A 12,236-nucleotide genomic window follows, 5' to 3' on the forward strand; every position below is an offset into this window, starting at 1 on the left:
GAATCGCCGAACTGCACCCCGGGCAATACGGGTTTATCGAACAGGAGTCACAGGCATGGCTGATTCCAGGAATTATTTGCGCGAAGCGACGGGCTGGCTGTTCTACGTCACCGCGCTGTTGTGGCTTGCACTGATGCTGCCGCGCTCGGTTTTCGATCCCCAATCCAGGGACTTTCTCCTGTTGCTGGGGGCGGTCGGTATCTGGCGTTATTCGATGGGCGCTATCCACTACCTTCGGGGGTTACTGTTCCTTTATCTGGTGTTCCCTTACTACAGACGCAAAGTCACCCGGCTCGGCAGCAGTGCCGATCCGTCCCATGTGTTTTTGCTGGTCACCAGTTTTCGCATCGAAGCGTTGACCACGGCGCAGGTTTACCGCTCGGTGATCGAAGAGGCCATCGGTTGTGGCTACCCGACCACGGTGGTCTGCTCCATCGTCGAGCTGGCCGATGAACTGCTGATCAAAGCACTCTGGGACAGCTATACCCCACCGGAGCAGATCAAGCTGAGCTTTGTACGGATTCCCGGCACGGGGAAGCGCGATGGCCTGGCCCACGGTTTTCGGGCCATCTCCCGGCATGTGCCGGATGCCGACGCGGTGGTGGCGGTGGTCGATGGCGACACCGTGCTTTCACCCGGACTGGTGCGCAAGACCGTGCCCTGGTTCAAGCTGTTTCCGAACGTCGGCGGGCTGACCACCAATGAGTTCTGCGAGGTGCGCGGCAGCTACCTGATGAGCGAATGGCACAAGCTGCGTTTCGCCCAGCGGCACATCAATATGTGTTCGATGGCACTGGGCAAGCGAGTGCTGACAATGACCGGGCGGATGTCGGTATTCCGCGCCCAGGTGGTGACCGACCCGGGGTTTATCCAGGACGTTGAACGCGATTATCTGCAGCATTGGCGTCTGGGCCGTTTCCGCTTCCTGACCGGCGATGACAAGTCCAGTTGGTACAGCCTGATGCGCCTTGGCTACGACACCTTTTATGTGCCCGATGCGGCAATCAACACCGTCGAGCATCCCCCGGAAAAGAGTTTCTTGAAGGCCAGCCGCAAGCTGATGTTCCGCTGGTATGGCAATAACCTGCGGCAGAACTCGCGAGCCCTGCACCTGGGCGTGCGGCGGTTGGGCTGGTTCACCTCGCTGGTGCTGCTGGACCAACGCGTATCGATGTGGGCCAGCCTGCTCGGGCCTTCAGTGGCGATCATTGCCAGCCTCAAATACAGCTTCGCCTATCTGCTGATCTATGTGCTGTGGATCGGCGTGACGCGCTTGATCCTGAGTCTTCTGTTGCTGGCTTCGGGGCACCCGGTCGGGCCGGCTTATCCACTGATTCTCTATTACAACCAGCTGGTCGGCGCCATGGTGAAAATCTATGTGTTCTTCCGCCTCGACCAGCAATCGTGGACGCGCCAGAAAACCAAACTCGACCGCGGACTGGCCAACTATCAGCGCTGGTTCAATACCTGGTCGTCACGGGCCATGACGTTTTCGGCTGGCAGTGTGTTTTGCGCACTGCTGATGTGGATTGTGTAGCACAGGTGTCAGGGCAATCGGCAGGCCGTGCCGGATCAGACTCAATCGATGGGAAGGAACGCGTTATGAACACAGCTTTTGTTGCTGTCGATGACAGTGTCGTGCATGAGTCGGAGGTACAGCGTCAGCATGCGCGGCTGACCCTGCCGGCGAGAATCAAGTTTCACGGACCCGACCGGGAGGCGCTCGATTGCGAGCTGCTGGACTTGTCGGCCGGTGGATTCAGCCTGAGTCAGCCGGGCACATCGCTGATCGTGGGCCGGCAACACAAAGGCAAACTGGTGTTCCAGGTCGATGCGCTCGGGTTTGCCATCGATGTGGAGTTTGTCGTGCGCTCGATTAACGACGATGGGCGGCGGATAGGTTGCGAGTTTCACAACCTGCGCCCTCGTGCGATTTCCGCCTTGCGTTATGTGATCACCTCTTACCTCTCGGGAGGGGTGATCAGCCTGGGCGACATGCTCGTGACCCAGCAACGCGACAACTTCACCAAGCCGCGAAAACATGAAAGCGGCCACGGCATGGGCGTTTTCGGGCGCTTGCGGGCGACCACGATAAGCCTGCTGATGTTTCTCGTGGGCCTCGCGGCCTTTGGTTATGTGGTGCACCAGTTGTATGGCATTTACTACGTCACTCATGCCGAATCGGCGCGGGTCAACGTGCCCGGCCAGTTGATCGGCCTGCCGCGCGACGGCAGCGTCAACTCCTTGGTCAAGGTCGGGGCGGTGGTGTCCAAGGGCGCCCCGCTGGCGACCTTTTCCGCCTCGCTGCTGGATGTGATGAAAGGCAACCTGCCGCCCGGGCAGGCGACCCCGGAAAATCTCGAGCGCCTGTTCAGCCGAACCCTGCAAGGTTCGCTGACCAGCCCCTGCGATTGCCGGGTGGTGTCGCAACTGGTGCCGGACGGCCAGGTCGTCGGCAAGGGCACCACGGTGTACGAGTTGATGCCGATTGACGGGGTGGCAACCATCGAGGCGCGCTTCCCCTACAAGAATTTCGCCAAGATCCAGCCTGGCAAGGTGGTGAACTTCCAGCTGATCGGTGAAGAACAGCCGCGCACGGGCAAAATCACCGCGGTGGCGCTGGACAACGGCGGCCTCGCCTCCGACCTGCGGGTCACCATCGAGCCTGACAGCCCGTTGCAAACCGATCAGGCCGGGCGTCCGGTGGAAGTCAGTATCGAAGAGCTGCAGGGCAATGCCTGGGTGCAGAGTGCCTCGGCAGCCAATACCTGGGTGAAAAACACGTGGGAGAATAAAGTCATGGCGGCCGGAAAATGAACGGCGCATGGCGATCGGGGCTGCGGTTTTCTGCGCTGGCCGCTGCGCTGACGATGATCCACGGCTGCGGCACCCTGCCCGACCAAGGGTTGGCGCGCGAGGCCATGGAGCGCGGCGATTTTGAAACGGCACGCAAGAACTACGCAGCGCTGGCCGAGGACGGCTATGCCGACGCCCAGGCCGGGATGGGCGACTTGACGGCCTCGGCGGGCGACCCGCAGAGCCTGAAAGAGGCGGAAGCCTTGTACCGCCAGGCTGCGCCGGGATCGGTCAAGGCGCAGTCACGCCTGGGCCGTTTGTTACTGCGCCAGAGCCCGAATGATCCCCAGAAAGTGCACGAAGCCCGACAACTGCTGGAAGGCGCGCTGGATAAAGGCGAGTTCAGTGCGGTGGTACCGCTGACATTGCTGTACCTGGGCTATCCGCGAATGGCGCCGGTGGTGGATCCGCAGCAGAAAGTCGACAGCTGGCGGGCCCAGGGCATTGCCGAAGCCGACCTGGCGCAGATTCTGATCTACCGCAATCAGGGCACCTATAACGCCCACCTGCCGCAGATCGAACAGTTGTGCCGGGCTCGGCTGGCGGTACTCGATGCCTGTTACGTGGAGCTGGCGACCATCAACCGGATGCGTGCCCAGCCCAAGGCGCAAGCGGACTTGCTGGCGCAGCTGCGCCAGGGTTTGCGCGAGGGCCGCGTCGCGCCCTTGCGGGTCGAGTCAGTGGCGCGCGTGCTGTCTTCGCCCGCCCTCGAAGGCCCGGCCGATCCGCAAAGCGCCCAGCGCCTGCTCGAAGAACTGGCACCGGTCTATCCGCCGGCCTGGACCAGCCTGGCACGGTTGATCGACGACTACCCCGCCCAAGGCGACGCGCCGCAATTGCTCTCGGCGCTGCAGCGCGGGCGCGAAGCGGGCGACCCGCGGGCGGAACTGCTGACCGGACGGCTGTATTACCTCGGCAAATGGTTACCGCAGGATCCGCGCCTGGCTGAACAGCATTTGCTCAAGGCAGCCGCAGCCGGTGAAGTCGGGGCGAACTACTACCTGGGCCAATTGTACCGTCGTGGTTATCTCGGCCAGGTTGACCCACAGAAAGCACTGCTACATTTGTTGCTGGCGGCCCGCAATGGTTCGCCCAACGCCGATCTGGCCCTGGCCCACATGTTTTCCGACTCCCGCGGGGTCAAGGTCAATCGGATCAACGCTTTTGTCTTTGCGCAGCTTGCGCAACGCCAGGGCGTGGTCAACGCAGGACCTGTGCTATCGGCCCTGCAGTCGGGTATGACCCCGGCAGAAAAGAAAATCGCGCAGCCCTTGCTTGAGGAAGAAGCCCAGGCCCGTTTGACGGGCGCGGCTTTAGCCAGGCTGCAAACTCCGGAAAATGGACAGGACTTACTATGAAGCAAGCATTGTTGGCTAGTTATGGTCTGGGAGTTTCGCTGATGTGCAGCGCCGGTCTGGTGCTGGCGGCGGAAGTGGCGCCGAAGAATTTCGGCCTGGATGTGAAGATTACCGGTGAGTCGCAAGACGACCGGGACCTTGGCACGGCATCCGGTGGCACCCTCAACGATATAGGCATCGATTTGCGCCCCTGGGCCTTTGGCCAATGGGGTAACTGGAGTGCCTATACGATGGCGCAGGCGGTGGCCGCGACGGATACCATCGACACCGATACGGTGAACAACGGCGCCGACCAGAACAACACCCGTGAGGCGGATGACAGCTATCTGGCGCTGCGCGAATTCTGGGTTGATTATTCGGGCATCACTGCCTATCCGGGCGAGCATCTGCGCTTGGGCCGCCAGCGTCTGCGTGAGGAAAGTGGCCAGTGGATGGACACCAACATCGAAGCGCTCAACTGGACCTTCGAAACCACACTGCTGCGCACCCACATCGGCGCCGCCCAACGCTTTTCCGACTATCGCACCGATTTCGACGACCTGGCGCCCGAAGATGAAGACCGTTCCCACGTCTTCGCCGACATCTCCACACAATGGACGCCCAATAACTGGGTAGGCCTGCGTGTCCATCACTCAGAGGACAGCGGCAGCCTGCCCGATCCCGGCGAGCAGGTCGATACGCTCGACAAGACCAACACCGGCAGCCTGACCTGGGTCGGTCTCGAGGCGAACGGTGACGGCTACAACTACCGCTCGACGATGCCGCTCAATTACTGGGCCTCCGCGACCTGGCTGACCGGCGATCGCGACAACCTCACCAGCGTGATCGACCCCGTCGGCGATCGAATCGCGACGGGGCACACCAGTGGCGATGTCAACGCCTGGGCGGCGGACCTGGGCCTGCGCTGGAACATCGATGAAAGCTGGCGTGTCGGTGCCGCCGCCGCTCGCGGCGACGGCGGTGGCAACGATCAGGAAAACCAGTACCAGCAAACCGGCCTGCAGAGCAACCGCTCGAACTTCACCGGCACGCGTTCGCGCGTACACCGCTTCGGTGAAGCCTTTCGCGGTGAACTGAGCAACCTTCAGACGGCGACGCTGTTCGGCTCCTGGCAGATGCGCGAGGACTACGACGCCAGCCTCGTCTACCACCGCTTCTGGCGGGTTGACGACGAACAGCAAACCGGCGACGACGGGATCGTCAATGCAGCGCTGGTGGACGGCGAGAAGGACCTGGGCCAGGAAGTCGATCTGGTCATGACCAAGTACTTCAAGCAAGGCCTGTTGCCCGCGAGCATGGTGGATTGGGTCGACGAGCCGTCGGCACTGATCCGCTTGCGCCTGGGTGTGTTCTTCCCCGGTGACGCCTACGCCAATGACACCGATTCGAGCATGCATCGGGCGTTCATTGATTTTGTCTGGAAAATCTAGGAACAGGTCGTTGCCCACGGTGATGCCACCGTGGGCAACCACGCACTGAATCACACCCGGTTGCGCTTTTTGATGAGTGAGACTTATGGACCGTGTCGTCAAGATAGGACTGTTGCTCGCCGCCATGCTGTTGATGCAGACGGCAGGCGCCAACGCGGCGGGTGACATCCTGATACCGCGCTACACCATCAGCGAGGCGCCTGGAACGTCGTTGCTGATCAAGGAGCCGAAAATGCCCGACCTGTCCGGTTACACGGCCGAGGCCGTCGCGGCGAAGATTGCTTACAAGCCCGCCGGCCGCGCCTTGATCCAGCCAATGCTCAAGGAAAACGCGCTCGACGAGTTCATCGGCGGAGAAGATCGCTTCAAGGAATGGGTGGTGCGCCAGAAGCAAATGCCCGTGGCGATCTTCATCGACCGTGGCTACATGAGCCTGACGCAACTGGCGCGCAGCCTGCCACAGACCGCCTTGCGCGAAACCGCGCCGGGGGTGTTTCTGGCGCGCCTGCCGATCGTCATTCGTCCCGGTGCAACCCTGCATATCGACAAGTCGGTCAAGGAGCTGCGCTTGTCCCAGGACGGCGGTTCCTTCCTGGTCAATGACGGCAAGCTGTTTATTACCGATACCAAGGTCAGCGCCTGGAGCGAGAAAGACGACAGCCCGGCCTGGTTCAAAAAAGACGACGCGTTTCGGCCGTTTCTCATCTCTTGGGGCGGCACCGAGACCTACATCGTCAACAGCACCATCACCAGCTTCGGCTACACCGAAAGCAAGAGCTATGGGGTGAGTATTTCCCAGTACAGCCCGAGCATGGCGCCGAAGATGAAGCGCAAAAAGCCGACCGGCTGGCTGATCAACTCGCAGTTCGTCGATAACTATTTCGGCTTCTACTGCTATGAAGCCGACGACGTGGTGATTCTGCGCAACACCTATCGCGCAAACATCGTGTATGGCATCGACCCGCACGACCGTTCGCGTCGGCTGATCATTGCCCATAACGATGTCTTCGATACCCACAAGAAGCACGGCATCATCCTCTCGCGCGAGGTCAACGATAGCTGGATCATCTACAACCGCACCTACAACAATCAGCTGTCCGGCATTGTCCTGGACCGTTCCAGCGTCAATAACCTGCTGGCCTACAACGAGACCTACAAAAATCGCTCCGACGGCATCACCGTGTATGAGAGCGGCAATAACCTGATGTGGCGTAACCGCGCGGCTGACAATGACCGGCACGGCATTCGGGTGCGCAACAGCACCGGCGTGCGGCTTTATGAAAACGAGCTGATGGCCAATGCCCTGACCGGGATCTACGGCCACATCAAGGATTTGCGTGGCAGCGACCGCGACCTGAAGGAAGACCCCTACGAAGAAAAGCTGTCGCTCACCGTGGTCGGCGGCAAGCTGATCGGCAACGGTTCCAGCCCCATCGCCGTGTTTTCACCCTCGCGCCTGGAACTCTATGACTTGACGTTTCTGGCGCCACAGAAACAGGACGGCTTGGCCTTCACCGGTTTGCTGGGAGAGGTCCAGGGCGACCTGATGGACATCCTCCTGCGCCGCCATGCCGCCGCACTGATTCTGCCCGCCACCCTGTGAGGAGCCTGCCGATGAACACCCTTCATGGATTTGCCGCTGTGACCTTGCTGTCCATGTCGATGGGGGCACAGGCGCAGCCGCAGTACACGGCCGAGGCTTGCTGCCAGCTGTGCCCGCAAGCGGCACAGGCGACCTTTTACGAGCAACCGGAGCTGAAAAACTACGCGACCCTGGTGGAGGCCAAGGACCAATGGCTCTTTCGCACCCGTAGCGATTTCCGCACTGACTTCGGCCTCGATGAAAATGGTTACAGAGCCCTCAAGCGCCTGCGCGACGGGCTCGCCCAACGCGGAGTCGAACTGGTGCTGGTGATGCCACCCAGCCGCGGCTTGCTGCACGCCGACCGCCTGACGCCGCTGGAACTGGCCAGCTTCGATCAGGCACGGGCCCGGCAGAACTACGTGCTGACGCTGGACCGCGTGCGCGAGCTGGGCATTCAGGTCGCCGACTTCAGCAACCTGCTGGGTGCGCCCCAGCCAGCCGGACAGCCCTTCTACTTCAAGGGCGACCACAACTGGACGCCCTATGGCGCCGAACGCAGTGCCCGGTTGGTGGCCCAGACGCTCAAGGGCAACGATGTGCTCAAGGCGCTGCCGCACCAGACCTTCACCAGCCAGACGGCGGGGCTTCTGGGGCGCTCGGGTACGTTGCAAAAAGCCGCCGCGCAAATCTGCGGCAACGGCTATGCGGCGCAGTATGTCACCCGTTATCAAACCCGGGCCGAAGGCGCCGCCAAAGGCCCCGCCAAGGTCGCCTTGATCGGCACCAGCGCCAGCGGCGAGCTGTTCAACTTCGCCGGTTTCCTCGAACAGTACCTGGAGACACCAGTCCGCAACTTCAGCGTCCCGGGCGGTGGCTACGATGATTCGTTGATCGCCTACCTGCTCGGCGACGACTTCCAGAAAGACCCGCCGGCGGTGCTGGTATGGGAAACCGACAACCTCGACAGCCTCGGCAAACCCAGCTTCTACCGGCAGGCGATGGCGGCGCTGAGCGATGGTTGCGAAAACCAGACGCCGCTGCTCAGAAGCCAGGCGAACCTGCACAGCGGGCGCAATCAGGTGTTGTTCAACGGCGGTGGCGGCAATGTGTATCCGATCAAGGGCAATCGTTATCAGGTCGACCTCAGGTTCGCCGATCCCGGCGTGCACATGATGAACGCGACCCTGACCTACATGAACGGTCGCCAGGAAAACATCAGCTTGAGCCGCTCGCCGACGGTCAATACCCAGGGCCGCTTCGCCTTCGAGCTGCGTGGCGACGGCGACTGGGACGACCAGACGTTTCTGTCCATGGACGTACAGCCACCGCCGGGAATGAACGCCACGTCGCTGTCAACCCGCCTGTGTGTCAAACCCGCCATCACCGCGGCACCGTCCCTGCGCACCGCGCAGAGGGAGGAAAACTGATGCGTCAGGCACGCTGGGCCGCCGTTGGCATGGCCCTCATTCTGATGGGGCCGATCGTGCAGGCGTGCGCGCAACTACGCCCGCCGCAGGGCTATTACGCGCAGGCCATAGAAAAAAAAGGCGACGCGCCGGACTGTCCGGCGACGCCCAAACCCTATACCGGTGACCTGTTGATCCCCAGCAAATACGAAGGCTCGGGCAAGGCACGGGATCAACTCAACGCCGAATCCAACAAACGCTACAAAGAGATGTCGGGCGATATCAACGATCTGGAAAAAGGCGTCAACAAACAGGTCGCCGCCTATTTGCGGCAAGGCCGCGCCGGCCATGTGGACTGCACCCTGAGCTGGCTCGGCGACTGGGCCAAGGCGCAGGCGCTGCTGAGCACCACCTACACCCATACCGGCAAGTCGATGCGCAAATGGGCATTGGGCAGTATTTCTTCGGCGTATCTGCGGCTCAAGTTTTCGCGGTCGCAGCCCTTGAAGGGCCGCGAGGCGCAGACCCGGCCGATCGAAGCCTGGATCGGCAAGGTTGCCGAACAGGTGGTGCGCGATTGGCGCGACCAGCCGCTGGACCGGCTCAACAACCACCAGTATTGGGCGGCATGGTCCGTCATGGCGGCCTCGGTGGTGGTCGATCGACGCGATCTGTTCGACTGGTCGGTTGCGCAATTTCGCATCGGCGCTTCCCAGGTTGATGCAGACGGCTACTTGCCCAACGAACTGGGCCGCGACACCCGCGCACTGGCTTACCACAACTACGCGATGGGGCCGCTGATGATGATCGCGTCCTTTGCCCAAGCCAACGGTGTCGACCTGCGCGAAGAAAACAACGGTGCCATGCGGCGTCTGGCGGCGCGGGTGGAAGAAGGCATCAAGGATCCAGGCGTGTTTGAACGCAAGACCGGCCACAAACAGGAACTTGAAGACCTTAACGAGGATGGCAAGTTTGCCTGGCTGGAACCCTACTGCGCGCTGTACGCCTGCTCGGCGGCAACCAACCGCTGGCGCCAATCGGTCGAACCGATGAAAAACTACCGTCTGGGCGGCGACATCACCCAGCTGTTTGCCGACCAGAAAGAATAAAGGCATCTGCCGATGCGGCCACTCTGAATTGAGCTTGTGTTTCAAATAATGGAAGGCAGTCCTTCGCTCTGCGAAGCGCCTTCATACCGAGTGATGAAGGTGCGGGAGGTAAAAAAATGATTCCAGTCATTCTGTCCGGCGGCAGTGGTTCGCGGTTGTGGCCACTGTCGCGCAAGTTGTACCCCAAACAATTCCTGAGCCTGGCCGGCGAAGGATCACTGTTTCAGCAAACCTTGCAGCGCCTGTCGTTCGATGGCATCGGCAAGCCGATCGTGGTCTGCAATGTGGAACACCGCTTTATCGTCAATGAACAACTCGCCGCCATCGGCTGCACGCCGCAAGCGATCCTGCTCGAGCCCTTCGGCCGCAACACTGCACCGGCGGTGGCGCTGGCGGCCCTCAAGCTGATTGCCGAAGGCCGCGACGAGCTCATGCTGGTACTGCCTGCCGACCATGTGATCAGTGACGTGCCCGCCCTGCGCGCCACACTGGCACATGCGCAGGAGGAAGCGCTCAAAGGCAACCTCGTGCTGTTCGGCATTCCGGCGACGCGCCCGGAGACCGGCTTCGGCTATATCAAGGCCGACTGCAGTGATGCCGGCGCCAGTGCTTTCAAGGTCGAGCAATTTATCGAGAAACCCGACGCGCAGACCGCCGCCGAATTTGTTCGCTCCGGCGAATACTTCTGGAACAGCGGCATGTTCCTGTTCCGTGCCAGCCGCTACCTCGACGAACTACGCACTCACGAACCGGACATTTACGAGAACTGCGTGCTCGCCCTGGAGCGCAGCCCGAGCAGCGAAGGCGTGACCAGCATCGATCGGGCCACCTTCGAATGCTGCCCGGACAACTCCATCGACTACGCGGTGATGGAACGCACCAACCGTGCCTGGGTTGTCCCGCTCAGCGCTGGCTGGAGTGATGTCGGTTGCTGGTCCTCGCTATGGGATGTGCACGACAAGGACGCCGATGGAAATGTACTCAAGGGCGATGTCGTCAGCTACAACAGCCGCAGTTGCTATGTGCATGGCAACAGCAAGCTGGTAACCCTGCTCGGGGTGGAAAATCTGGTCGTGATAGAAACCGAGGATGCACTGATGGTCGCGCACCGCGACACCGTGCAAGACGTGAAAAAACTGGTGAATGCGCTCGACGCCCAACACCGCTCGGAAACCCAGAACAACTGCGCGGTGTATCGCCCCTGGGGCAGTTACCACTCGGTGGACAACGGCATCCGCCACCAGGTCAAGCACATCACCGTCAAACCTGGCGCGCAACTGTCCCTGCAAATGCATCACCACCGTGCCGAACACTGGATCGTGGTCTCCGGCACCGCCCAGGTAACGTGCAACGACAAGGTCTTCCTGCTCACTGAAAACCAGTCCACCTACCTCCCGATCGCATCGGTACATCGCCTGGCCAACCCCGGAAAAATCCCGTTGGAAGTGATCGAAGTGCAGACCGGCAGCTACCTGGGCGAGGACGATATCAAGCGTCTGGAGGATGTCTACGGCAGGAACCAGGAGGTCAAGAGTTGAGCCCGCTTAGTAACCACACCGAACATCTCCACTAATGGAGCGTCCGGGCAACAAGGACATCCAGTTCGACCTGTTCCTGGACTACGCGAGCAACCTCAAACGCTACCCGGACGCTGATCATCGAAATGATTGGCGACGCGGTATAGAGGAATCGCAGGCGGGCGCAAAAGTGCGCCCACCTCCCTCCCCCACAAAACCTCAAAATTTAATGAACCCCACTGCCCCCTGCCCACCTAACTGAAAGACCATCAGGAGGGCAACTTATGCAAACCGAAACCATCTGGATCGTACTCGCCGCCGTTCTTGTGCTGGTCGAGCTTTGGGCAATCAACAAAGTGCGCAAAGCCGAAGGCAAATCGAGCAACAAACTCGTATGGATGGTAGTGATTGTGTTTGTACCGCTGTTCGGGCTGATCGCGTGGGCATTGGCCGGCCCGAAACACACCAATCCCAATCCGCATTCGCCGCAGGCTAGACAATGATGTCGGGGGATCCGCAATAGCGATGCCACAGTTCGAAATGACAAAGCCCCAATGATTGGGGCTTTGTCATTTCTGGCCACTCAACTTCAAAACGGAAGTCCGAAAATCTCGTAGGAATTCACCCTTTGTGGTGAGGGGATTTATCCCCGTTGGGCTGCGAAGCGGCCCCAAAACCTGCACCCCATTTCCCAAGGCACTCCACACTGCTCGAATCACCGTGGCAAGCCCGAAAACAGTGGCAATCAGCCTTGTCACAACAAACGTGAAAGCGTCCTACAGCCCGGTTGTGAGCACCAAAATGGGCGCCTATAGTTCGGCCAGTCGCAGATACAAGTCAGCGACGGGGGTTTCGCAGCCCTTAAGATACGTGTAGAACGCAGCACCATAAATGGAATGACGGTCGCAACAGTGTCCGAAACCCGTTTTATGGTGGCTGTGTGTGGGAGACCTTCGGGTCTGCCGGGCTCCTCGT

The 12,236-nt window shown here is 60.8% G+C and carries 9 protein-coding genes; all 9 read left to right on the forward strand.

Annotated features, from left to right (window positions below; translation table 11 throughout):
* The first annotated feature begins 55 nt into the window (after nucleotides 1-55).
* Nucleotides 56-1,537, forward strand: a complete 1,482-nt coding sequence (locus ACM1ZW_RS27495; RefSeq protein ID WP_416739761.1) for a glycosyltransferase family 2 protein — start codon at nucleotides 56-58, stop codon at nucleotides 1,535-1,537.
* 65 nt (nucleotides 1,538-1,602) lie between these two features.
* Nucleotides 1,603-2,817, forward strand: coding sequence for an HlyD family efflux transporter periplasmic adaptor subunit (locus tag ACM1ZW_RS27500; protein ID WP_414879008.1), 1,215 nt, complete (start codon nucleotides 1,603-1,605; stop codon nucleotides 2,815-2,817).
* Nucleotides 2,814-4,214 (forward strand): alginate biosynthesis protein AlgK, encoded by a 1,401-nt coding sequence (locus tag ACM1ZW_RS27505; RefSeq protein ID WP_414879009.1) that lies wholly within the window; start codon nucleotides 2,814-2,816, stop codon nucleotides 4,212-4,214. The genes ACM1ZW_RS27500 and ACM1ZW_RS27505 overlap by 4 nt, the downstream gene beginning before the upstream one ends.
* Before the next feature lie 41 nt (nucleotides 4,215-4,255).
* Nucleotides 4,256-5,644 carry an alginate export family protein gene (locus ACM1ZW_RS27510; RefSeq protein WP_414879065.1) on the forward strand — a complete coding sequence of 463 codons (1,389 nt, stop codon included), beginning with the start codon at nucleotides 4,256-4,258 and terminating at the stop codon, nucleotides 5,642-5,644.
* An 85-nt stretch (nucleotides 5,645-5,729) separates the two neighbouring features.
* The gene (algG, locus tag ACM1ZW_RS27515) at nucleotides 5,730-7,247 is read left to right on the forward strand and encodes a mannuronan 5-epimerase AlgG (RefSeq protein WP_414879010.1); all 1,518 of its coding nucleotides are present in this window, start codon (nucleotides 5,730-5,732) and stop codon (nucleotides 7,245-7,247) included.
* An 11-nt stretch (nucleotides 7,248-7,258) separates the two neighbouring features.
* A complete protein-coding gene (locus ACM1ZW_RS27520; RefSeq protein WP_414879011.1) occupies nucleotides 7,259-8,656 on the forward strand; it encodes an alginate O-acetyltransferase AlgX-related protein in 1,398 nt (465 codons plus the stop codon).
* Nucleotides 8,656-9,744 (forward strand): mannuronate-specific alginate lyase, encoded by a 1,089-nt coding sequence (locus tag ACM1ZW_RS27525; RefSeq protein WP_416739762.1) that lies wholly within the window; start codon nucleotides 8,656-8,658, stop codon nucleotides 9,742-9,744. The genes ACM1ZW_RS27520 and ACM1ZW_RS27525 overlap by 1 nt, the downstream gene beginning before the upstream one ends.
* 116 nt (nucleotides 9,745-9,860) lie before the next feature.
* Nucleotides 9,861-11,282, forward strand: a complete 1,422-nt coding sequence (locus tag ACM1ZW_RS27530; RefSeq protein ID WP_414879013.1) for a mannose-1-phosphate guanylyltransferase/mannose-6-phosphate isomerase — start codon at nucleotides 9,861-9,863, stop codon at nucleotides 11,280-11,282.
* Between the two features lie 263 nt (nucleotides 11,283-11,545).
* Nucleotides 11,546-11,764 (forward strand): PLD nuclease N-terminal domain-containing protein, encoded by a 219-nt coding sequence (locus ACM1ZW_RS27535; RefSeq protein ID WP_017338202.1) that lies wholly within the window; start codon nucleotides 11,546-11,548, stop codon nucleotides 11,762-11,764.
* Nucleotides 11,765-12,236 lie beyond the last annotated feature (472 nt).

The sequence above is a fragment of the Pseudomonas sp. NFX71 genome (genome assembly GCF_048079215.1).
Taxonomy (GTDB): domain Bacteria; phylum Pseudomonadota; class Gammaproteobacteria; order Pseudomonadales; family Pseudomonadaceae; genus Aquipseudomonas; species Aquipseudomonas fluorescens_B.

Excerpts from the sequence above, each read along its gene's own strand:
- ACM1ZW_RS27495 (WP_416739761.1), top strand. The coding sequence starts at position 56 with ATGGCTGATTCCAGGAATTATTTGCGCGAAGCGACGGGCTGGCTGTTC.
- ACM1ZW_RS27500 (WP_414879008.1), top strand. The coding sequence starts at position 1,603 with ATGAACACAGCTTTTGTTGCTGTCGATGACAGTGTCGTGCATGAGTCG.
- ACM1ZW_RS27505 (WP_414879009.1), top strand. The coding sequence starts at position 2,814 with ATGAACGGCGCATGGCGATCGGGGCTGCGGTTTTCTGCGCTGGCCGCT.
- ACM1ZW_RS27510 (WP_414879065.1), top strand. The coding sequence starts at position 4,256 with ATGTGCAGCGCCGGTCTGGTGCTGGCGGCGGAAGTGGCGCCGAAGAAT.
- algG (WP_414879010.1), top strand. The coding sequence starts at position 5,730 with ATGGACCGTGTCGTCAAGATAGGACTGTTGCTCGCCGCCATGCTGTTG.
- ACM1ZW_RS27520 (WP_414879011.1), top strand. The coding sequence starts at position 7,259 with ATGAACACCCTTCATGGATTTGCCGCTGTGACCTTGCTGTCCATGTCG.
- ACM1ZW_RS27525 (WP_416739762.1), top strand. The coding sequence starts at position 8,656 with ATGCGTCAGGCACGCTGGGCCGCCGTTGGCATGGCCCTCATTCTGATG.
- ACM1ZW_RS27530 (WP_414879013.1), top strand. The coding sequence starts at position 9,861 with ATGATTCCAGTCATTCTGTCCGGCGGCAGTGGTTCGCGGTTGTGGCCA.
- ACM1ZW_RS27535 (WP_017338202.1), top strand. The coding sequence starts at position 11,546 with ATGCAAACCGAAACCATCTGGATCGTACTCGCCGCCGTTCTTGTGCTG.